General features: G+C 72.6%; 17 protein-coding genes. 8 read left to right on the top strand and 9 right to left on the bottom strand.

The features are described 5' to 3' along the window. Positions 1–53 precede the first annotated feature (53 nt). Both purU and AB0389_RS24345 read right to left on the bottom strand, forming a co-directional pair. The gene (gene purU, locus AB0389_RS24340) at positions 54–950 is read right to left on the bottom strand and encodes a formyltetrahydrofolate deformylase (RefSeq protein ID WP_366397583.1); all 897 of its coding nucleotides are present in this window, start codon (positions 948–950) and stop codon (positions 54–56) included. A gap of 88 nt (positions 951–1,038) precedes the next feature. Next, on the bottom strand, positions 1,039–1,485 hold the full coding sequence (locus AB0389_RS24345) for a hypothetical protein (RefSeq protein WP_366397614.1): 447 nt from the start codon (positions 1,483–1,485) through the stop codon (positions 1,039–1,041). A gap of 174 nt (positions 1,486–1,659) precedes the next feature. Between AB0389_RS24345 and AB0389_RS24350 the strand changes: the two genes are divergently transcribed. After that, positions 1,660–2,904 carry an ABC transporter substrate-binding protein gene (locus AB0389_RS24350; RefSeq protein WP_366397584.1) on the top strand — a complete coding sequence of 415 codons (1,245 nt, stop codon included), beginning with the start codon at positions 1,660–1,662 and terminating at the stop codon, positions 2,902–2,904. 87 nt (positions 2,905–2,991) lie between these two features. Here the strand turns inward: AB0389_RS24350 and AB0389_RS24355 are convergent, their stop codons facing one another. Both AB0389_RS24355 and AB0389_RS24360 read right to left on the bottom strand, forming a co-directional pair. Next, a complete protein-coding gene (locus AB0389_RS24355; protein ID WP_366397585.1) occupies positions 2,992–4,716 on the bottom strand; it encodes a hypothetical protein in 1,725 nt (574 codons plus the stop codon). Between the two features lie 188 nt (positions 4,717–4,904). Further along, entirely contained in the window at positions 4,905–6,317 is a 1,413-nt protein-coding gene (locus AB0389_RS24360) for a transcriptional regulator (protein WP_366397586.1), read from the bottom strand. 439 nt (positions 6,318–6,756) lie between these two features. Here AB0389_RS24360 and AB0389_RS24365 point away from each other — a divergent pair, with 439 nt between their 5' ends. The 3 genes from AB0389_RS24365 to AB0389_RS24375 are packed head-to-tail and all read left to right on the top strand — an operon-like array spanning position 6,757 to position 10,133. Continuing rightward, positions 6,757–7,419 carry a bifunctional DNA primase/polymerase gene (locus AB0389_RS24365; protein WP_366397615.1) on the top strand — a complete coding sequence of 221 codons (663 nt, stop codon included), beginning with the start codon at positions 6,757–6,759 and terminating at the stop codon, positions 7,417–7,419. 45 nt (positions 7,420–7,464) lie between these two features. Then, positions 7,465–8,313, top strand: coding sequence for an ABC transporter ATP-binding protein (locus AB0389_RS24370; protein ID WP_366397587.1), 849 nt, complete (start codon positions 7,465–7,467; stop codon positions 8,311–8,313). After that, positions 8,310–10,133: a transporter gene (locus tag AB0389_RS24375; RefSeq protein ID WP_366397588.1), complete on the top strand. Its 1,824-nt coding sequence runs from the start codon at positions 8,310–8,312 to the stop codon at positions 10,131–10,133. The genes AB0389_RS24370 and AB0389_RS24375 overlap by 4 nt, the downstream gene beginning before the upstream one ends. Positions 10,134–10,203: 70 nt before the next feature. Here AB0389_RS24375 and AB0389_RS24380 read toward each other — a convergent pair whose 3' ends face one another. Together AB0389_RS24380 and AB0389_RS24385 are read right to left on the bottom strand one after the other, a co-directional pair. After that, positions 10,204–11,145, bottom strand: coding sequence for an alpha/beta hydrolase (locus AB0389_RS24380; protein WP_366397589.1), 942 nt, complete (start codon positions 11,143–11,145; stop codon positions 10,204–10,206). 415 nt (positions 11,146–11,560) lie between these two features. Further along, the gene (locus AB0389_RS24385; protein ID WP_366397590.1) at positions 11,561–12,253 is read right to left on the bottom strand and encodes a metal-dependent transcriptional regulator; all 693 of its coding nucleotides are present in this window, start codon (positions 12,251–12,253) and stop codon (positions 11,561–11,563) included. 173 nt (positions 12,254–12,426) lie between these two features. On the opposite strand from AB0389_RS24385, the gene AB0389_RS24390 reads away from it, so the two are divergent. From AB0389_RS24390 to AB0389_RS24400, 3 genes are all read left to right on the top strand, one after another. Beyond that, the gene (locus tag AB0389_RS24390; protein ID WP_366397591.1) at positions 12,427–13,182 is read left to right on the top strand and encodes an SIS domain-containing protein; all 756 of its coding nucleotides are present in this window, start codon (positions 12,427–12,429) and stop codon (positions 13,180–13,182) included. Positions 13,183–13,748: 566 nt separating this feature from the next. Then, the gene (locus tag AB0389_RS24395; protein WP_366397592.1) at positions 13,749–14,336 is read left to right on the top strand and encodes a carbonic anhydrase; all 588 of its coding nucleotides are present in this window, start codon (positions 13,749–13,751) and stop codon (positions 14,334–14,336) included. Positions 14,337–14,427: 91 nt separating this feature from the next. Beyond that, positions 14,428–15,933 carry a SulP family inorganic anion transporter gene (locus AB0389_RS24400; RefSeq protein WP_366397593.1) on the top strand — a complete coding sequence of 502 codons (1,506 nt, stop codon included), beginning with the start codon at positions 14,428–14,430 and terminating at the stop codon, positions 15,931–15,933. A gap of 122 nt (positions 15,934–16,055) precedes the next feature. Here AB0389_RS24400 and AB0389_RS24405 read toward each other — a convergent pair whose 3' ends face one another. After that, entirely contained in the window at positions 16,056–17,654 is a 1,599-nt protein-coding gene (locus AB0389_RS24405; protein WP_366397594.1) for a PAS domain-containing protein, read from the bottom strand. 385 nt (positions 17,655–18,039) lie between these two features. Beyond that, positions 18,040–18,678 carry a pyridoxamine 5'-phosphate oxidase gene (pdxH, locus tag AB0389_RS24410; RefSeq protein WP_366397595.1) on the bottom strand — a complete coding sequence of 213 codons (639 nt, stop codon included), beginning with the start codon at positions 18,676–18,678 and terminating at the stop codon, positions 18,040–18,042. A 381-nt stretch (positions 18,679–19,059) separates the two neighbouring features. On the opposite strand from pdxH, the gene AB0389_RS24415 reads away from it, so the two are divergent. Continuing rightward, on the top strand, positions 19,060–20,184 hold the full coding sequence (locus AB0389_RS24415; RefSeq protein ID WP_366397596.1) for a citrate synthase 2: 1,125 nt from the start codon (positions 19,060–19,062) through the stop codon (positions 20,182–20,184). Positions 20,185–20,291: 107 nt separating this feature from the next. Here the strand turns inward: AB0389_RS24415 and AB0389_RS24420 are convergent, their stop codons facing one another. After that, positions 20,292–22,154 (bottom strand): AMP-binding protein, encoded by a 1,863-nt coding sequence (locus AB0389_RS24420; RefSeq protein WP_366397616.1) that lies wholly within the window; start codon positions 22,152–22,154, stop codon positions 20,292–20,294. Positions 22,155–22,219 lie beyond the last annotated feature (65 nt).

Genomic DNA, 22,219 nt, shown 5'->3' on the forward strand with positions numbered 1-22,219 from the left:
CCGGGGCCGCGACACGGGTCGCCGCCGCGCGCAGGTCCGGTACCGGGACCCGCTCAGCCGAAGACGACCGTACGGCGCCCGTTGAGCAGGATCCGGTGCTCGGCGTGCCACTTCACCGCGTGCGCCAGCGCCCTGCACTCCACGTCCCGGCCGATCGCCACGAGCTGGTCCGGCGTGACCTGGTGGCCGACGCGCTGGACCTCCTGCTCGATGATCGGGCCCTCGTCGAGATCCGCCGTCACATAGTGCGAGGTCGCGCCGATCAGCTTCACCCCGCGCGCGTGCGCCTGGTGGTACGGGCGCGCGCCCTTGAAGCTCGGCAGGAAGGAGTGGTGGATGTTGATGATCCGGCCGCTCAGCTGCTTGCACAGATCGTCCGAGATGACCTGCATGTAGCGCGCCAGCACCACCAGCTCCACCCGCTCCGCCCGTACCAGCTCCAGCAGCTCCGCCTCGGCGGCGGCCTTGGTGTCCTTGGTGACGGGGATGTGGTGGAACGGGATGTGGTACGAGGCGGACAGCTCGGCGAAGTCCTGGTGGTTCGAGACGACGGCCACGATCTCCACCGGCAGCGCGCCGATGGAGGACCGGAACAGCAGGTCGTTGAGGCAGTGGCCGAACCTGCTGACCATGAGCACCACACGCATGCGCTCGTCGGCGCGGTGGATCTGCCACTCCATACGGAACGAGTCGCCGATCGCGGCGAAGCTCGCGCGCAGCTTCTCCACCGTCACGGGAGCGCCCGCGGAGAAGTGCACCCGCATGAAGAAGAGACCCGTGTCGTGGTCCCCGAACTGCTGGCTGTCCTCGATGTTGCAGCCGGTCATGAAGAGATAGCTCGACACGGCGTGCACGATGCCCTGCTTGTCCGGGCAGGACAGCGTCAGGACGTACTGGTCGGACAGGGTGGGGGACGCGGCGGCGGCAGGTGGCTGCGGGGCGGTGCTCATGACCTCAGAGGATCCCACATCCGCGCCGGAGGCGGGATCCTCGCCCGGACCGCGGACACGCCGGCCGGACGCGTACGCGGTTCACGCCTCAGCCGGACCGGGTGACCATCCGCAGCACGTCCAGCGACTGCGGCACCGTGTCCGGGTCGTCCCCGTCGCTCACCGCCAGCCGTACGTGCGCCTCGCGGGCCGCCCGTACCGCCTCCGGCCAGCCGTGGTGCTCCAGATACGCGGAGACCGGCGCGTCCGCGCCGACCTGGTGCATGATCCGCAGCACCCGCAGCACGGCGACGTCGACGAGCGCGGCCTCGCCGGAGTCGCGGAAGATCGTGCCGACGTACTTCTCGGCGGACCAGTTGTCCAGCCAGGTGTCCTCGACGAGCCGGTACACGGCGTCGGTGACGTCGCCGTATCCTTCGAGGCCGGCCAGCCAGCACTCCTGGTGGAACACGGGGTCGGAAAGCATGTGCAGCGCCGAGCGCACGTTGCTGCGCCAGCGCCACCACGGCATGTCATTCAGCGGCATGCCGCCCATGGTGGGGGAGCGACGGGCGGGACGGGAAGAGTTCTCGGAACCTTGCAGCACAGTTGTCGACTCTACGTTCCACCCCGGCACGGAGCACCGGGCCCCCGCAATTCACCTGCCCGTAACCGACAGTTGAGTACCGCACAGCCCAGTGTTACCCCCGGGCCGGAAGTGTGCCTACTTATGACCGTACGTAGGCTCCGCACAGCCCTCGCGGGCGTGTCACTGCTGCTCCTGCCACCGCTGGCGGGGTGCGGCGTCCTGCCCGGCGGCGCGGACGGCTCCCGGGCGCCCGTCACCGTCATGACCTGGGCGCCGAGCGGCACCGAGGCCACCAACCGGCCCGGCATGCCCGCCATGGCGAAGGCGTACGCGCGCTACGTCAACGCGGCCGGTGGCATCGACGGCCACAAGCTGCGCGTCCTGACCTGCAACGAACGCAACGACCCGGCGCACGCGGCGGACTGCGCGCGGCGCGCCGTCAAGGCGAAGGTGGTGGCGGTCGTCGGCTCGTACAGCCAGCACGGCCGGGAGTTCATGGCGCCGCTGGAGGCCGCGTCCATCCCGTATCTCGGCGGTTACGGCATCGCCCCCGAGGAGTTCACCAGCTTCATGTCGTATCCGGTCAACGGCGGTCAGGCGACGCTCCTCGCGGGCAACGGGCAGCAGCAGGCCCGCGACTGCGCCGGTACCGCGCTCGTCAGGCCCGACACCACCACCGGTGACGACTTCGCCGACCTGCTGGACTCCGGCCTCGCCACCGCCCGCCGCGCCCGCGCCGCCGACATCCGCGCGCCGGAGAGCGCCACCGCGTACGCGGGCGCGGCGGAGCAGGCGCGCGCCAGGGCGGGCGACGGCGGCTGTGTGACGGCCGTGCTCGGCGACCGTACAGAAACGTTTTTTGACTCCTACCGGCGCGTCCCCGCCGACGGCAGGAGCATCCGCGTCTCGTCGGTGCTCGGCAGCGTCGGCCAGTCCCTCATCGACAGCACGGGCGGCAAGAGCGGCCCCTTCGAGGGCGCGTATCTGACCGGCTGGTACCCGCCGGCGGGCGACTCCGTGTGGCAGCCGATGCGCGACGTCATCGAGAAGTACGCCTTCGGCGACGACGACATCGACCCGGCGGACCCGGGCGCGCAGACCACCTGGATCGCGTACACCGCGCTCAGCGCCGTCATCGAGTCCCTCCGCACGGACAAGATCACCGCCGGCACCCTCACCAACGCCCTTGACCACGGCGCCGAGGTCGACACGGGCGGCCTGACCCCGCCGCTGCGCTGGCGCTACGAGGACATGCAGGGCACCCCGGGCTTCCCCCGCATCGTGAACGGCGACGTGACCTTCCAGGTGGTACGGAAGGGACGGCTGGTGGCGCAGCGGAAGGGCTTCGTGAACGTGGCCGGCATCCTGGGCAGACCGTCGCAGTAACGCGGCCGGCCCGCCTCTCCCCGTCATCCCGCCTCTGCCGGAGCCAGAGCAGGAGCCGCAGCCGCCAGCCGCCAGCCGCCAGCCGCGTTACAACTGCGTCGGTGCGCGCTTGGTGAGGCTGTACGTGTCGGCGATGCCGTTCCACAGGCCGGAGGCCTTCTGTTTCGCCGCCGTGGCCTCGCCGCTCGCCTTGTTGCCCTGCGCGGTGTCGTTCGTGACGCGGGCGTGGCCGCGGCGGCAGCCCTTCTTGCCGTTGACCTGGTCGGCCCAGGCCGCGTAGTGGTCGTCGGCGGAGGCCGACGCCTGCCAGGCGTTGGTGAGGGAGGACGTCAGCTCCGTGTGGTTCGGGAGCTTGTCGACGGTCAGCCCGCCCAGCCGGGTGACCAGGCCGCGCCGCTGCTCGGCGGCGGCGCGCAGGTCGGAGGCCGCCTGGTCGAGGTCGCGGCAGGACTTGATGGAGTCGACGGCCTTGATCACGGACTCGCGGCTGCTGCTGCTGTCCGCGAGGAGCGTGTCGAGCGCCTCTGCCTGGGTCTTGACCGGATCGGGCGCGGGTGAGGACGCCGACGGCTCGGAGGAGGCAGAGGCGGACGGGCTGGAGGCCGAGGCGACGGTGCCGCTGTCGTCCTGCTTCTTGTCACCGCCGCCGCCCATCAGCGCGCCCGCGCCCAGGCCGAGGACGACGATCCCGACGCCCACGGCCGCGATGGCCGGCACGCGCGACGACTTCTTGCGTCCTGCGCCTCGCCCGGGCGACGGCGGCGGCGCGTACCCGGGGTCCGCGTATCCGGCGTCCGCGTGGCCGTGGCGCTGCGGGCGGGGGCGGCCGGGCTGCCGCGCCTGCGCCTGCGGCTGTTGGGCGTACGGCTGGGCCGCCGGGTCGAACTTCGGCATCTGCTGGGTCGGAGCCGCGAACCCGCCCGGGACCGGGGCCGGCGCGGCGCCGGGGCCGTCCGCGCGGAAGAGGTTGTCGAAGTCCGCGGGCGGCGGGCGGTCGCCCGGGTCGCCCGGTGTGCCGGGGACACCGGGTGTGCCGGGGCCGCCGGGACGAATGTCGTATGGGGCGGGGCCCGTCGCGGAGACCGGCGCGATGAACTGCGTGGCGTCGGCGTCGGAGCCGCCGCCCTGGGCCGGCACAGGCGGCAGGAACTGGGTGGCGGCGAAGCTCTCCGGCGGCAGCATGCCGGGGCCGGGACCACCGGCCGCGATCGGCGGGATGAACTGCGTGGCGTCCGCGTCCGGGCCGCCGGGGCCACCCGGGCCGCCCATCGACGGCATGGCACCCGACGACGGGATCGGCGGCAGATACTGCGTCGCGTCCGCGCTGCCCGGTGCCGGTACGGACTGCGGGGGTACGGACGGCGGCGCGAACGGCGGCACGGGCGGCGCCTCAGGCGGCAGCGGCGCCCCGTACGGCTGCCCGTACGACTGTCCGTACGGCTGCGAAGCCGGGGCCTGTGCCTGCCCCTGCCCCTGCCCCTGCCCCTGCTCGGGCAGCGGGAGTGCCCCGCCGTACGTCTGCGGCTGCTGCCCGTACAGCTCCGGCAGCTCGCCGTACGACTGCTGCCCGGGAACCTGCTGCTGCCCGTAGGACGGCTGGGCCCCGTACGACGGCTGCTGTCCGTACGTCTGCTGCCCGTACGCCGGCGGCTGCGGTGCGTACGGCTGCGCGGGCCGGTGGTCCGGAACGTCGGCGTCCGTGGTGGAGCCGGGGATCCAGGGCCCGCTGCCGTCGCTCGGCAGCACGACGCCTTCGTGGGCGGGCCGAGCCGCGGGATTCCGCGGCTCGTCCCCTTGTCCGCTCTGCGTCACCGGGACTCCTACGTGTGGAACGGGTGGAACCTCTGCATCTGACGAATCAGCGGTTCACGCTACCGGGTGAACCGAGCCGCTCGACCACATACATCTGTTCCATAACAACTCACCCCTGCGACACGCCACCGTCAGAGGTGAATTACGCCGCTGTGTCCCGTCCCCTCACCACCATCACCACCAAAAGTTCACGCGGCCTGGATCTCCAGCCGCGCCCCGAACTCGCGCACCGCGGGCTCGTCCCCGTACGGCTCCAGCCGCTGCTGGAGATCGTCGAGATACTCCGCGCCCCGGCTCGACCGCAGCGTCCCGAGCAGCTCCACCGCGCGCGTCCCCGTCTGGCACCCCTGCTCCACCTCGCGCTGCTGGACCTGTGCCGTGGCCAGCAGGACGAAGCCGATGGCGCGCCTGCGGGCCCGCGAGGCGGGGTGGCCCGCCAGCGACTCGGCCGCGTAACGGGCGGAGATCTCCGGACGGCCGAGATCCCGGTAGCAGTGCGCCAGTTCGTCCGCGAGATAGGCGTGGTCGAAGTGCGCGATCCAGTCCGGATCGTCGCCCGCCCCTGACCTGGACCCCGAGCCGCCTTCCCCGGGCTCCCCCGCGTGCTCCAGGGCCGTGACCGCCCGGCCCACCACCAGCTCGCAGGTGTGGGCGTCGCCCATCAGCGCGTGCCCCCGGGCCTCGGCCGCGTAGAACATGGCCTGCGCGCGCGGGGTCACCTGCCCGCGCGTGCCCTCCTGCGCGGCGCGGGCCAGCTGCGCGATCTCGCGCGGATTGCCCAGCTGCGCCGCGAGATGGCTCATGGACGCGGCCAGTACGTATCCGCCGTACCCCCGGTCACCGGCGGCCTGGGCGAGCCGCAGCGCCTGGATGTAGTAGCGCTGGGCGAGTCCTGGCTGGCCGGTGTCGACCGCCATGTATCCCGCCAGCTCGGTGAGGCGGGAGACCGCGGCGAAGAGCCTGCGGCCGACCGGCTCCCGGTACGAACCGGCGAGCAGGCCCGCCACCACGCTGTTCAGATAGTGGACGACGACCGGCCTGACATGGCCGCTGCCGAAGCGGTGGTCGAGATCGATCAGCGCGCGTGTCATCGCCCGGACCGCGTCGACGTCCGAATCGCCCACGCGCGCGCCGGTGTTGCGCGCCACGGCCGGATCGGCGCCGGTGATCAGCCAGTCACGGCTGGGCTCCACGAGCGCCGAGGACGCCACCGCGGAACCTGACAGGAAGTCGCGGCGGCCCACATCGCTCCGCCACAGCTCGCAGACCTGCTCGATCGCGCCCATGACCGTCGGCGAGAACTGGAGGCCGACGCCCGAGGCCAGGTTCTTCCCGTTGGCCATGCCGATCTCGTCGATCGTGACCGCGCGGCCCAGCTTGCGGCCGAGCGCCTCGGAGATGACGCCCGGGGCCCGGCCGCGCGGCTGCTGTCCGCGCAGCCAGCGGGCGACGGAGGTCTTGTCGTACCGCAGATCCAGTCCGCGTTCCGCTCCCACCATGTTGACGCGCCGGGCGAGCCCGGCGTTGGAGCACCCGGCTTCCTGAATGAGCGCCTGGAGCCGTTCGTTCGGCTGACGCGCGACGAGTGGCCTGGCTGCCAATGGATACCCCCTGAAAGCCGCAGTGGTCGACTCAGTGATCACTGCCCGGCAAGTGTACGAAGAATGCGCATGTTCGGTAATAACGGAAAAATTCGATGACTTTCCTGAAACTTCCTTCAAAGACGGCCGGTTGGCCTTGCGCTGCCCATATGTTGTCGGACCACCGGGGTTGGTTACCCCCGTACCGCTCCACTCCTTCCCGAGCGCCCCCGCACATGCCTCCATGCGCCCCATGTGCGGTACCGGCGCGGCGTGGTGCGCCTCCGCGCGCCCGTAACCGGCCGTGGCGGCGGGAGTTGTGCTCAGCGTGGAAGAGATCATCGCGGAAAAGACCATCGGGCCCGTCGGAACCACAGGCGCCTCGGGCGCCACTGGAGTCGCCGGAGTCGCCGGAACCACTGGAACCACCAGAACCACCGGAGCCACGGACGCCGTACGGATCCCCGGACAGCGGGGCGAATCGCTGCTGGACAGCGCGGTGCGGTACGCCGAGGAGCGGCACTGGGACGTGTTCCCCGGCACCTGGCTGGAGCCGGCGGAGGTGGAGGCGGCTGCGGGCATGGCGGGCGGGGAGCGGTGCTCGTGCCGCCGCGCCGACTGCCGGGCCCCGGGGGCGCACGCGGCCGGCCCCGACTGGGTGGGGCTGGCGACGGGCAGCGCGGTGTCCGCGCGCCGGCTGTGGGCGGAGCGTCCCGCGGCCTCGGTCCTGCTGCCCACGGGGCGGAGCTTCGACGCGCTGGAGGTCCCGGAGTCGGCCGGGTTCCTCGCGCTGGCCAGGATGGAGCGGCTGGGGGTGGCCCCCGGCCCGGTGACCCGCACCCCCGGCCGGCGGATGCTGTTCTTCGTCCTGCCGGGCGCGGCGGGCAAGCTGGACGGGCTCGTACGGCAGTTGGGCTGGTCGCTCTCCTCGCTCGACCTCGTCGCGCGCGGCGAGGGGGATTACGTGGCCGCGCCGCCCACCCGGACGCGCGGCGGCACGGTCCAGTGGGCCCGCCGGCCGACCCCGGCCAACCGCTGGCTGCCGGACGCGGAGGAGCTGATCAGCCCGCTGGCGTACGCGTGCGGGCGGGAAGCCGCCGCGGAACGGGCACGCCGTACATAAGGTGGTCCTTCAGCTGTAAGGGACACCGAAAGGCAGTGCGCCGCCATGCCGGACCAGAATCAGGATCGGTCCACGCCCGCCGAGCCCGCCGTACGTGTCGAGCCGGCCCTACGTGTCGCGCCCGCCGTGCCGGCCGTGCGTGTCGAGGGCCTGTGGAAGCGCTTCGGCGAACAGATCGCCGTCGCCGGGATCGATCTCGACCTGCCCGCGGGCCAGTTCATCGGCCTGGTCGGCCCGAACGGCGCGGGCAAGACCACCACGCTCTCGATGGTGACCGGGCTGCTCAGGCCCGATCAGGGACGGATCCTGGTCGCGGGCCACGACGTATGGCGCGACCCGGTGGCGGTCAAGGCGCGCATCGGGGTTCTCCCGGAGGGGCTGCGGCTCTTCGAGCGGCTCTCGGGGCGTGAACTCCTCGGCTACACCGGGCGGCTGCGGGGGCTGCCCGGCGCCGAGGTCGACAAGCGGGCGACCCAGCTCCTCGACGTACTGGACCTGGCGGGCGCGCAGCACAAGCTCGTCGTCGACTACTCGACCGGTATGCGGAAGAAGATCGGGCTGGCGGCGGCGCTGCTGCACAATCCCGAAGTCCTCTTCCTGGACGAGCCGTTCGAGGGCGTCGATCCGGTCTCCGCGCAGACCATCCGGAGCGTTCTGGAGCGGTACACCGCCTCGGGCGCGACCGTCGTCTTCTCCAGCCATGTGATGGAGCTGGTCGAGTCGCTCTGCGACTGGGTGGCGGTGATGGCGGGCGGCCGGATCCGGGCGCAGGGCACGCTGGCGGAGGTACGGGGCGACGCCGCGTCGCTCCAGAGCGCGTTCCTGGAGCTGGTGGGCGCGCGGGGGCGCGATACCGGGGACCGGCTGGACTGGCTGGGCGGCGGCGCCCGATGAGCGCCCCGCGTACGCCGGACGCGTCCGGCCCGGTAGACGCGGGCGGCCAAGTCGACGCATCCGGCCAGGTCGACGCGTCCGAAGCGGTCGGCCCGGCCGATCCGTCCGGTGCGCCGGCCTCCGTGCCGAGCACCGGCCCGGCCTCCGTGCCGACCGCCGCACCCGTCGCACCCGCCACGGCCGCCGCGCTCGCGCCGGTCTTCGTCCGGCTCAAGCTCACCCTGCTGCGCAACGGGCTGCGCCAGTCGTCCGGTCGCCGCTTCGCCTACGTGCTGAGCGCGCTCGGCGCGCTGCTCCTCGCGGCCGGGCAGCTGGCCGGCCTGGTCGTGCTGCGCGGCAGCGCGCACGCCGGCACCCTGACCGTGCTGCTGACGGCCCTGCTCGCCCTGGGCTGGGCCGTGATGCCGCTGTTCTTCCCGAGCGGTGACGAGACACTCGACCCGACCCGGCTGGTGATGCTGCCGCTGCGCCCGCGCCCGCTCGTCGGCGCGCTGCTCGCCGCGTCGCTGGTCGGCCTCGGGCCGCTGTTCACGTTCCTCCTGCTGACCGGTTCCGCGGTGGCCACGGCGTACGGGACGGCGGCGATCGCCGTCGCGGTCGTCGCCGTACCGCTGACGCTGCTGGTGTGCGTGGCGCTGGCACGGGCCGTCGCGACGGCCAACATCCGGCTGCTGACCTCGCGCAAGGGCCGCGATCTGGCCGTACTGAGCGGCCTTGTGATCGCGGTGGGCTTCCAGCTCGTCAACTTCGGTGCCCAGCGCCTCGGCGACGCGGGCGGCCTCGCGGCGCTCGACCCGGTGGCGGAGGCCGTACGGTGGCTGCCGCCCGCGTCGGCGACCGGCGCGGTGGAGTCGGCGAGCGAGGGCGCGTACGGGCGTGCGGCGGCCCAACTGCTGCTGTCGGCGGGCGCGCTGGCGGCGCTGCTGTTCGCGTGGCGGCGGTCGCTGGTCAAGCTGATGACGGCCCCTGACAGTTCGACGCTCGCGGCGGCCGGGCCGTCCCGGCGGGAGTCGGCGGCGGCTGCGGCCGGTTCGGGCACGGGGGCGGTCGCGCGGGTGGTCGCGCGGGCGGCGCGGCTGCTGTCCGGCACGTCCGGGGGCCGTACGGGCGCGGTGGTCGGCCGGAGCCTGCGCTATGTGTGGCGCGACCCGAAGACGAAGGCGGCGTGGGTGACGTCGCTGGCGATCGGGCTGATCGTGCCGGTGTTCAACGCGCTCCAGGGCACGGGCACGATCTATCTGGCGTGCTTCGCGGCGGGCATGCTCGGCGTCCAGATGTACAACCAGTTCGGCCAGGACACCTCGGCCTTCTGGATGGTCGCCCTGACCATTTCCTCGCCCCGGGACGCCTATCTGGAGCTGCGCGCCCGCGCACTGGCCATGCTGGTGATCATCCTCCCGTACGCGACGCTGGTCACCGTGGTGACGGCGGCCGTGCTGGGCGACTGGCGGCCCCTGCCGGAGGCGCTCGGCCTCTCCTTCGCGCTGGTCGGCGCGATGCTGGCGACGGGCGCGGTGGCCTCGGCCCGTTTCCCGTACTCGATACCGCAGGACAGCGGCTACAAGAACGTCGCCCCGGGACAGGCCGGACTCGCCTGGATCTCCATCTTCGGCGGCATGCTGGGGGCCGCCCTGCTCTGCGCCCCGGTGCTCGGGCTCACGCTCTGGATCCACGCGGCGGGCGCGGAGGAGTGGTCCTGGCTGCTGCTGCCCACCGGCGCGGTGTACGGCACGCTGGTGGCCTGGGGCGGTCTGCGGCTGGCGGGCCCGCCGACGGCCTGGCGGCTGCCGGAGATCCTCACGGCGGTCAGCAAGGGCTGAGGAGCCGCCGGCTGAGGAGCTGCCGGCCGTGGGCCGTCCTCTCCCCGTGCCGGGCCGGGGCCGATCGCGGTCAGGCCCGCGCGGCGATCCCGTCGAGGAACGGTTCTATCGCGGCCCGCCACGCGTCCGGCCGGTCGTAGTGGACGAGGTGCCCGGCATCGCTCACCTCGGCGTACTGCCCCTGGGGCAGGACGCGGACCATCTCGTGCGCCTCCGCCCGCCCCAGCTCGCCGTCGAGCCCCCGGACCACGAGGGTGGGGCAGCGGACATGGGCCAGCTCCTCCCAGTGCGCGTCGTGGACCCAGGTCTCGCGGACGCTCAGCATCTGCCGGCGCGAGAACACCGGGCCCCAGCCGTCCGCCCGCTCGGCCATCACCTCGGCGAAGAACTCGCCGCGCGCGGGCGTGGGGCGCTCCACCCAGGGGTCCTCCTCGCCGAACCACTTCCGTACGTCGGTAAGCGACGCGAAGGGCACGGGCCAGGCCCCGAACCAGTCCTTCCACTCCCGCTGCGACGCTGCTCCCAGCGCGGACGCCCGCATATCGCTGATGACCAGGGCGCGCACCAGATCCGGGCGCTTGGCGGCGAGCTGCCAGGCGGTGAGCGCGCCCATCGCATGGCCGATGAGCGTGACCGGCGCGAGCCCGAGCTGCTCGATCGCGGCCTCGGCGTCCGCCACATACGCCTCGCGGGTGTACCGGCCGTCCGCCGGCTTGTCGCTGCGGCCGTGGCCCCGCTGGTCGAGGGCGACTGCGCGATGCCGCCCGGCCAGCCAGCGGGCGGTACCGGCCCAGTGCGAGGCGCGGCCCATCAGGCCGTGCAGCAGCAGGACGGCGGAATCCCGGCCGGCGCCACCGGCCCCCGTACCCAACGGATCGCCGCTCGACGGATCACTGCTTGACGGATCGCCGCTCGACGGATCACTGCTCGACGGATCGCTGAATTCCCAGGCGGCGAGGCGTACGCCGTCCGCTCCGGTCACATCAAGGCGCACATCAAGGCGCTGCTCCATCTGCCCGGCACCCCCTTCGGTCCTGAGCCGGTCCTCTGCGTCTTTGCGTACTTGCGTCCCTGCGCCTTGCAGACTATCGAACCTTTATTCGAAAACAGGGTTCTCGCCCGCAACACCCCTCGTTCGAGTGACCACTGCCCGGGATTGCCGGGCGCGGCCGAGGGGAGATCTTCTTCCGGGAGACGGGCCGCCCGGGGAGGGGTGGTCCGTGAGGGGGGGACGACCCCGGGCGCTCGGGGCCCCGGGTCGGCCGGAGGGGGACGGGCTCCGGTGCCGCGCGATACGTCGCACGGCACCGGAGTCGGCTCCTTCGCGTACCGCGCGCCTGCCTCTACCGAGCTCTACCGCGACCGCTGTTGCTGCTGCTATTGCTGCTGATGCTGCTGTCGTCCCGCTACTGCTGCTACTGCTACTGCTACTGCTTGGCGACGAAGACGTGTGACGCCACCTCGGACGCCAGTTCCGCGGACTCTCCGCTGCTGCCCACCAGCACCCCGCCCGGGGACTCCGTCACACTCACCACGGAGCCGGGCCGCACGCCCGCCCGCCGCAGCGCGTACATCAGCTGGGCGTCGGTCTGGATCGGCTCGCCGATCCGCCGCACCACCACCGTCTTGCCCTCGGCGCCCGGGTCCAGATCGGCCAGGCTCACCATGCCGGCGTCGAGGAACGGGTCGGCCTCGGTCTTCTCGCCCAGCTCCTCCAGGCCCGGGATCGGGTTCCCGTACGGCGACTCCGTCGGGTGGCGGAGCAGTTCGAGCACGCGCCGCTCGACCGCCTCGCTCATCACGTGCTCCCAGCGGCACGCCTCCGCGTGCACCTGCTCCCACTCCAGGCCGATCACATCGACCAGCAGGCACTCCGCGAGCCGGTGCTTGCGCATGACACGCGTCGCCAGCCGGCGCCCCTCCTCCGTCAGCTCCAGGTGCCGGTCGCCCGCGACCTGAACCAGTCCGTCCCGCTCCATACGGGCCACGGTCTGGCTGACCGTAGGACCGCTCTGGTCGAGCCGCTCCGCGATCCGGGCGCGCATCGGAACCACGCCTTCCTCTTCGAGCTCAAGGATGGTGCGGAGGTACATCTCCGTGGTGTCGATCAGTCCGGACATACATGCCCCTCGATAAATCGTGCGCTGGCCCTGAGTCCAATTCTGACGCATACCACCGACAACCGTGCGGGGCCGGGAGAAGCGGTATTGACAGAGTAATGGTCCAGACCTCAACGTGATCCCTCGCACAGCGTTCCGCGCCCTCCACCGCCCCCACCCCGAAGGGCCCTCCGATGAGCGAGAGCAAGCTGGCCGACCGGTTCCTCGACGCCGCGATCGGGCTCCTCCGGCGGGTACGGGACGAGGAGTCCGCCGCCGTCGCCGCGGCCGGTACGGCGATCGCCGACACCGTCACCGCCGGGGGCCGGCTCTTCGCCTTCGGCGCCGGGCACTCCTCGCTCGCCGCCCAGGACGTGGTCTACCGGGCGGGCGGCTTCGCCGTCATGAACCTCCTCACCGTCCCCGGCACGGTCGGCGTCGACGTCATACCGGCCACCCTGGGCTCGGCGCTGGAGCGGGTCGAGGGGCTGGCCGCCGCCGCCCTCGACGTGAGTCCGGCCACCGCCGGGGACCTGCTGGTGATCGTCTCCCTCTCCGGGCGCAACGCGCTGCCCATCGAGATGGCCCAGCACGCGCGGGCGCTGGGGCTGACGGTCATCGGCGTGACGTCCGTGGCGTACGCGACGGAGACGGAGCCCCGGAACCGTACCGGCACGTTCCTGAAGGACCACTGCGACATCGTGCTCGACAACGGAATAGCCGTCGGCGACGCGGAGCTGACGGCGGACGGCATCGGGACACCGTTCGCGCCCGCCTCCACGGTCGTCACGAGCGCGCTGATGCAGGCGATGATGGCGACCGCCGCCGGGGTGCTCGCCGAGCGGGGCGTCGAGCCGCCCTTGCTGCGTTCCGGCAATGTCGACGGCGGCCCGGAGTGGAACGTCCGGATCATGGACGAGAACCGCGACCGGATCTTCTACCGCCGCTGAATGCCCACCCAGAACGCCGCCGCGAACACCCGTCGCGCATCGCTACTGAGAGCGACCCTCGAACGCACGCACGCCTCTGAGCTGACACTTTGCGTCACCGCGACCTTACGTGGCGGAATATTGATCTTTCACCAGAAGGTAATGTGTGAGTAAAGTACTCGAAGCTACGGTGCCGCATCCTGGATGCCGACCGTAAGCCAACGGCACGACTCCGCAACGGAAAGGGCGAGCAGTGAGACGCCGAGCGGACTGCGAACACCCCGTCAGACGCGGCACCACCGCCTCCTGACCGGACTCCCGGACCGACCGCGCGCGGGCCTCTCCCCGGCTGACTCTCCCGACTGCCGTGATCCGGCAGGACGCGATACCCGTCAGGCGCCACGCCCGTCCCGTCCTCTGTCTCTCCCTTCGTTGCCCGGCGCGTCTTCACGCACCACCTACGCACCACCCACGCACCACCCAGCACCACACGCACCACCACGCACCACCACGCACCTCGTTCCACCCCCCACTGACCCGACCACACCGCGCCCCGGCGAGCCCGGGCGTGCAGGAGGCAGGCCATCATGAAGTCAACCCTCATCGACAACGCCCGCGCGTTCTCCATACAGGTGGCGGAGCAGCGCCCCGAGGAGTTCCGCGATCTCGCGGCCGGACAGACCCCCGAAGCCCTGTTCATCACCTGTTCCGACTCCCGCGTCATCCCCTCCCTCATCACCGGCGCCCGCCCCGGCGAGCTCTTCGAGCTGCGTACGGCGGGCAACATCGTCCCCCCGTACGACGCCAGGCGGCCCAGCGGTGAGGCCGCCACCATCGAGTACGCGCTGCGCGTCCTCGAAGTCCGTGACCTGGTCGTCTGCGGACACTCACACTGTGGCGCCGTGGGCGCCCTGGTGCGCGGCGACGACCTGTCGGGTGTGCCCGCCGTGCGGGGCTGGCTCGACCTCGGCGTCCCCTCGCTGCCCACGGGCGATCTCGCCCAGGCCGTACGGCACCACGCGGCGGCCCAACTGACCACCCTGCGCGGCTATCCCGCCGTACGGGAGCGCCTCGCCGACGGCCGGCTCGCCCTGCACGCCTGGTACTACGAAGTGGACACCGGCGCCGTCAGCACCCACCGTCCGGAGCTGGACGGGGAGTTCAGACCGCTCTGAGCACACCGCAGCGGTCTCACCTTCTCTCCCCCGTCACCCCCGTCCGTCGCGCCGCGCGCGCACGGACCCCACAGCTAGGACGGCCTCCGTCATGTCCTCATTCGCTGTGCTGAAGGACCGCGTGGTCCTTCGGCGCGACATCCTCGCGTCCCTCGTCGTCTTCCTCGTCGCCCTCCCGCTCTGTGTGGGCGTCGCCGTCGCCTCCGGCGTCCCCGCCGAACTCGGGCTGGTCACCGGCATCGTCGGCGGACTGCTCGTCGGCTGTCTGCCGGGCAGCTCGCTCCAGGTCAGCGGCCCGGCGGCCGGGCTGACCGTCCTCGTGTACGAAGCGGTCAAGGAGTTCGGGCTCGGCACGCTCGGCGCCATCGTCCTCGTCTCCGGGCTGCTCCAACTCGCCCTCGGCGCCTTCGGCTTCGGCCGCTGGTTCCGGGCCATCTCGGTCGCCGTCGTGCAGGGGATGCTGGCCGGCATCGGGCTCGTACTCGTCCTCGGGCAGGTGTACGCGATGGCCGACACCGCGCAGCCGTCCGGCGGGCTCGGCAAGCTCGGCGGGCTGCTCGAACTCGCCGTCGCCGTCATCACGGACGGGTCGGCGCTGACCCCGTTCCTCATCGGCGCGGGCACCATCGCCGTACTCGTTCTCTGGCCCCGGTTCCCGGCCCGCGTCAGGGTCGTGCCGGGGCCGCTGGCGGCGGTCGCGCTCGCCACCGGCGCCGTACTGCTGCTGGATCTGTCCGTCGCCAAGGTCGAGGTGCGGGGGCTGCTGGAGTCCGTCCGGCCGCCCGGGCTCGACGACTTCGGGCAGCTCGGCACGGTCGCCGCGATCGGCACCGTACTCGCCTTCACCCTCATCGCCTCGGCGGAGAGCCTGTTCAGCGCCGCCGCCGTCGACCGGATGCACGACGGGCCGCGCACCGACTACAACAAGGAGCTGATGGCCCAGGGCATCGGCAACACCGTCTGCGGGGCGCTCGGCGCGCTGCCGATGACGGCCGTCATCGTCCGCAGCGCCGCCAACGTCCAGGCGGGCGCCCGTACGCCGCTCTCCCGCATCCTGCACGGCCTGTGGCTGCTGCTGTTCGCCGCGCTGCTCCCGGCGGCGATCGGGGTCATCCCGCTGGCCGCGCTCGCGGGCGTCCTCGTCCACGCGGGCTGCAAGCTCGTCCCCGTACGGGAGTTGGCGCCGCTGTGGCGCGAACACCGGGGCGAGGCCGTGATCCTGGTCGTCACCGCGCTGGCGATCCTGGTCACCAACCTCTTCGAGGGTGTGGTGCTGGGGCTGCTCCTCGCGGTCGTCAAGACCGCGTGGGAGATCTCGCACCTCCATGTCGACGTCCGCGAACTCACCGGCGGGCGGATGGTGGTGACGATCACCGGGAACGCGACGTTCCTGCGGCTGCCCCGGACGATGGAGCAGTTGGAGGAGCTGCCGAAGGACCGGCCGATCGAGCTGGATCTCTCCGGCCTCCGCCATGTCGACCACGCGTGCCGGATCGCCCTGGAGAACTGGGCGCTGCGGCACAACGACCGGGATACGGAGCCGGTGACCATGCGCCCGCCGATGGTCGGCAACGGGCAGAAGAGCAACGGGGGTTGACGGCAGGCTTGAGTAAGCCGGAATAAGCCGGAATGAGCCGGAGTGAGTCGTACGGTCCGATCCCGGTGCCGTGCGGCTCACTCCACGTCTGCACACTCCACGTCTGCACACTCCGCGTCCGCTCACTCCGCGTCGGCCGCGCCCGCCCCCGGCAGCAGCGCGGAGAGGTCCAGGCACGCCGCCATGCGCAACGTGACCTCCTCCGCGTACACCGCGTCCGGCCGCTCGAAGGCCGGGCGGCTCGCGCCCCGGAGGAACGTCACCACGCCCAGCGAGCGGCCCCGGCAGCGCAGCACCGTGCACAGCGCGTGCACGGTGTCCGGCGGCCACTGGCGCGCGCTCGCCCACTGCGGGGACGGTACGGGCACGGAGCCGGGCGCCGGAGCGGACCCAGCGGCAGCCCCGGGGACGGCACCACCGGGCGCCGGCTGTCCGTAGGCCCCGCCGCCCTTGCCCGACGCGCGCGCGGTGCGGGCGACCGCCGGGGCCGTCGCCCGTACCGAGCCCGCCCGGTCCATCGCCTGGAGCGCCGGGTGCGTCGGCGCGTACCGCACCGGTATCCCGCCCGTCTCGGCCGGGGTGCTGGGGCCCGCCGCGCCGCCGGACGGCGTCGCCAGCGTACGTACCAGCCGTACGGGCACGTCCGGGTCCTGCTCCGCCACCAGATCGACCAGCGCGTGATCGGCGAACCCCGCCAGCGCGAAGTCGAGATGGACCGCCGCCGCCTCCATCGGGTCCTCGCACTCGGCGGCGGCCCGGCCCGCCCGGTGCAGCTGACTGGCGCGGAACCGCAGCCGGTCGGCGCTCTGCGCGGCGACCTTCGTCTCGGTGATGTCCTGGAACATCCAGCCCACGCCCAGCGGTACGGGCTCCTCGGCCAGCGGCGACGCCAGCCGCAGAAAACCGGAGCGCCAGCAGCGCCGCCGGTCGCCGTCCGGCGTGCCGACCGTCACCCACAGCTCGGCGAGCGCGCTGGGCGCGCCGCCCGACAGCACATGGTGGAGGGCCGCCTCCAGCTCCTCGACCCCCTGCGTGAGCAGCTCGGCGAGGGGCCGCCCCAGCAGGGCCGCGCGCCCGCCCTCCGCGCTCCCCGCGCTCGCCGTGGCACCGAACGCGCGGGCCGCGTGCGTGTTCACGACGGTCGGCCGCAGATCGACGTCCACGAGCACGACGCCCCAGCCCGCGTCCTCGAACAGCGCTTCGCTGAGAGCGATGGAGCGCTCCAGATCGATCTGCTCGTGGACCTCGCTGAAGGCGCTGTAGACCCCGGCGGGCCGGCCGCCGGGGCCGCGCATCCCGGTCGACTGGGTCCGGATGAGCACCCGGCCGCCGTCCTTGCGCAGCAGCGCGAACTCGTCGACCTGCCGCCCCGGCGCGTCCATCGCGGCCATCAGCCGGTCCCGCACCTCGTCCGCGTCGGCGGTGCGCACGGCCCAGCCGGCGAAGCCGCGCCGTCCGACGGCCTCTTCGGCCGTCCAGCCGAGTATCCGCTCGGCCTCGCGGTTCCAGTGGGTGATCACACCGTCCGCGTCGAAGGCGCAGAGGGCCGCGTCCATGCCGTCGAGCAGGGCGGCGAGCAGATCGGACCCGTCAGGTCCGCCGGAACCGCCGGAGCCACCGGAGCCGTCAGGCCCGGCGGGCCCGTCGGACCCGTCCTCGCCCCCGTCCTGGTCCGGACCTGGTCCGGGAGCGTCGGTGGTCTCGCTCCGAGAAGCACTCATGACTGGCACCCCCTGCGGGACTCTTACTGTGCACGCTCGATCATTCAACTTGAACGTGACCCAGCACACACAAGGTTCCCCGAAATCAGGGCGTTCAACAAATCTCAATAATTCACTTGAGCCGCTCCTGAGACGCGCCTAGCGTGTGCCGCACACCGAAAGGAGGTGATCGGGCAGATGTATTCAGTCCGGACAAGTGAGGTGGCTGCGGGCTAACGGCCCGCCGTCGTACTCTCGCAGTGCTCGGCCGGGTCGAAGGCCGAAATCCCAGCAGTCACCGCCCCGCAGGCTCGCCGGTATGTCCGGCCGGCTCCTCTCCGGAGGGACCTGAGCCTGCGGGGTACTGCTGTTTCAAAGACGGTGCGGCATTAAGGACAGTGCGGCGTTACGGGCAGAGCCGCTCGACGCGCCAGCCGGGCCGCCCGTGCGGGCCCTCACCGCGTACGTAGCGCAGCCGGTCGTGCAGCCGGTTCTCGTGGCCCTGCCAGAACTCGGCGGTGTCCAGGGTGACCCGGAAGCCGCCCCAGTGCGGCGGCACCGGGACCTGCTCGTCGTCCGGGTAGCGGGCCGCCAGCTCCTCGTAGCGGCGCAGCAGCACCTCGCGCGACGCGACGGGCGTGGACTGGTCGCTGGCCCAGGCGCCGAGCTGGGAGCCGTGCGGCCTGGTCCTGAAGTACGCGGCGGTCTCGTCCCGGCCGACCTTCGCCGCCGTACCCGTCACGATGATCTGCCGGGCGAGCGGGTGCCAGGGGAAGAGCAGCGCGACATGCGGGTTGGCGGCCAGTTCGCGGCCCTTGCGGGACGTGTAGTTCGTGAAGAAGACGAAGCCGCGCTCGTCGTACCCCTTCAGCAGCACCGTGCGCGAGGACGGGCGGCCGTCGCGGGCGGCCGTCGAGACGACCATGGCGTTCGGCTCGGGCAGGCCGGCGGCCACGGCGTCCTCGAACCAGCGGGTGAACTGGTCCATCGGAGTGATGGCGAGGTCCGCCTCCAGCAGCGGGCTGGAGCGGTAGCGCTCGCGCATGGCCGCTGGATCGGGAGGGGCGGGAGAGGTCGAAGAGGTCGAAGAGGTCGAAGAGGTCGAAGAGGTCGACGATGCACGGGAATCGAGGGAAACGGGACTATCAGCGGGATCACCCGGGGTGTCGTGAGGCACGGGTGTCATCCTGCCGTAGGGCCGAGTTTGCCCCGCACCGAGTGCCGCCAACCCTTCCGGCCACCGGTCCGTGGCGATCGGGTGCTGTGCCGGTCATCACCCGGTCGGCACGCTTCCGCCGTCGCCTGCCACGGGCTATCGTTCCCACCCGCCGGGGTCGCCCGAGGCACCGCGTGCCACTACGCGACGCAATACGGCACCGCGTGCCACCGTTCAGACCCCGCCCCGCCGCTGCCGAGGAGCCGCCCCATGCCCGCCTCCGACACCTCCTCCGACACCTCCTTCGTCCCCGGCCTCGAAGGGGTCGTGGCGTTCGAGACCGAGATCGCCGAACCCGACAAGGAGGGCGGCGCGCTCCGCTACCGGGGCGTCGACATCGAGGACCTGGTCGGGCAGGTGTCCTTCGGCAATGTGTGGGGGCTCCTGGTCGACGGGGCGTTCGCCCCCGGCCTGCCGCCCGCCGAGCCCTTCCCGATCCCGGTCCACTCCGGGGACATCCGCGTCGACGTACAGTCCGCGCTGGCCATGCTCGCGCCCGTATGGGGACTGCGTCCCCTCCTCGACATCGACGAGCGCACCGCCCGCGACAACCTGGCGCGCGCCGCCGTGATGGCGCTGTCGTACGTGGCGCAGTCGGCGCGCGGGCAGGGGCTGCCGATGGTGCCGCAGCGGGAGATCGACCAGGCGCGGTCCGTCGTGGAACGCTTCATGATCCGCTGGCGCGGCGAGCCGGACCCGCGCCATGTGAAGGCCGTGGACGCGTACTGGACGTCCGCCGCCGAGCACGGCATGAACGCCTCCACCTTCACCGCCCGCGTCATCGCCTCCACGGGCGCCGATGTGGCCGCCGCCCTCTCGGGCGCGGTCGGCGCGATGTCGGGACCGCTGCACGGCGGCGCGCCCTCGCGCGTCCTCGGCATGATCGAGGAGATCGAGCGCACGGGCGACGCGGCGGCCTACGTCAGGCAGACCCTGGACAAGGGCGAGCGCCTGATGGGCTTCGGCCACCGCGTCTACCGCGCCGAGGACCCCCGCGCGCGGGTGCTGCGCCGTACGGCACGGGAGCTGGCGGCGCCGCGCTTCGAGGTCGCGGAGGCGCTGGAGAAGGCCGCCCTGGAGGAGCTGCACGCCCGCCGGCCGGACCGCGTCCTGGCCACGAACGTGGAGTTCTGGGCCGCCATCGTGCTGGACTTCGCGGAGGTGCCGGCGCACATGTTCACGTCCATGTTCACCTGCGCCCGTACGGCGGGCTGGTCCGCGCACATCCTTGAACAGAAGCGCACGGGACGCCTCGTACGCCCGTCGGCACGCTATGTGGGCCCGGGGACCCGGGACCCGCGTGAGGTCGAGGGGTACGACGCGATCACGCGGTAGTGGGGGCGGGGGCCGGGGCAGGGGGTGGCTGCGTCCGGAGCGGGAGCCCGGGTGGGGCCCCAGGGGTGGGGGCGGGAGCAGCCCTGCGCCCGCCCCCACCCCGCGCGCTACCGGGCCTCCCAGCCGATCTCGCGCCCGTACTCCCACGTGTTGCCCGGGTTCCCCCACACGCTCGCGCCGGTGCCCCCCGTCCTGGCGGCCCGCGCGCGGTCGCGCGCCTCGCGGTCCCGCAGCTCGCGCCGGAGGATCTTGCCCGAGGCTGCGCGCGGTACGGAGCCGATGAACTCGACCCGGCGCACCTCCTTGTACGGCGCGACGCGCTCCGCCACGTAGGCCATGACCTGCTCCGCCGTCACCGCCTCCGCGCCGGGCTGCCGGACGACGTACGCCTTGGGCACCTCGCCGTCGCCGTCACCATTGCTGCCGCCACCGACGTCGCCGGGGTGTTCTTCCTCGCCGCCGGAATCCTCCCGTACCCCGATCACCGCCGCGTCCGCGATGGCGTCGTGCGACAGCAGCAGCGCCTCCAGTTCGGCGGGCGCGATCCGGCGGCCCCGGTGCGTGATCAGCTCCGTCACCCGGTCCACCACGTAGAGCCAGCCGTCCTCGTCCGTGCGCCCGATGTCGCCGGTGTGCACCCACCCGTCGGTGTCGATCATGGCGGCGGTCGCGCCGGCGGTCTCCGGCCCGCCGAGGTAGCCCTTCATGACCTGCGGGCCGCGCAGCAGGATCTCGCCCTCGGCCCCCGCGGGGGTGGCGGTGTCGTGGCCACCGTCGCGGTCGTCCCGGCCGTTGAGGGGGACGATCCGCATCTCGGTGCCCGGGAGCAGCTTCCCGACAGTGCCGGGCGGCGGCTCCACGGCGTCCGGCGGCACCACATGCGTGCCGGTCGACAGCTCCGTCAGGCCGTACGTCTGCCGTACGGGCGGCAGCCCCAGCCGGGCCGCGCACGCGGCGGCGAGCCGGGCGTCGAGCGGGGCGGCGGCGCTGAGGATGTACTCCAGCGAGGAGAGGTCATGCTGGGTGACGGACGGGTGCTTGGCCAGCGCGAGGACGATGGGCGGGGCCACGTACAGGCCGTTGACCCGGTACTTCTCGATGGCCCGCAGAAACTGGTCGAGGTCGAAGCGCGGCAGGACGACCACGGTCGCACCGTGCCGCAGCGGCGCGTTCATCAGCGCGGTCAGCCCGTAGATGTGGAAGAACGGCAGCACGGCGAGGACCCGGTCGCCGGGCCTGATGGGGAGGAACGGCGCGAGCTGCGCCAGGTTCGTGGCGATCGCGCGGTGGGTGAGCATGACGCCCTTGGGGGCGCCGGTGGTGCCGGAGGAGTAGGGGAGAGCGGCGATGTCCACGCCGGGATCGATGGGGACGTCGGGGACGTCGGGGACGTCAGGGACGGATTCGGAGACGGATTCACGAACGGATTCGGCGACGGATTCGGCGACGGATTCGGGAACGGCCATCGGCGTACGCGCCGGCCAACTCACCGGTCCCCGCGCCAGATCCAGCACCGACCGGTGCCCCGCCACCCGGTCGCAGACGAAGATCTCCTCGATCCCGCCGACCAACTCCGCCGAACGGCGCGCCACTTCGAGCAGCGGCGCGACGGTCACGATCCAGCGGGCGGCGGAGTTCCGTAACCGCGCGGCGAGTTCCTCCGCCGTCACCAGCGGGTGGACGGTGGTGACGGCCGCCCCGGCGCGCGTGGCCGCGTAGAAGACCATGGGGTACACCACGCTGTTCGGACTGTGCAGGGCGAGGACATCGCCCTTGCGCACACCCGCGTCGACGAGGGCGGCGGCGAGCCGGCGGTGGGCGGCGTCGAGCTGGGCGTATGTGGTGGTCGTACCGTTCGTGCCGTCGATCAGCGCGACGGAGTCGCCGTATGCGGCGGCCCGGCCGAGCACGGCCTCGTGAATGGGAAGGTCGAGGACGGGTACATCGGCGTACTCGCTGTGGAACACCATCTCGCTGTGGAACACCATGGGGCGACCCCTTCGACGCGATGCTTCCGGCGCTGCGTGACCGCCAA

It is taken from the genome of Streptomyces sp. NPDC093109 (genome assembly GCF_040701725.1).
Lineage (GTDB): Bacteria > Actinomycetota > Actinomycetes > Streptomycetales > Streptomycetaceae > Streptomyces.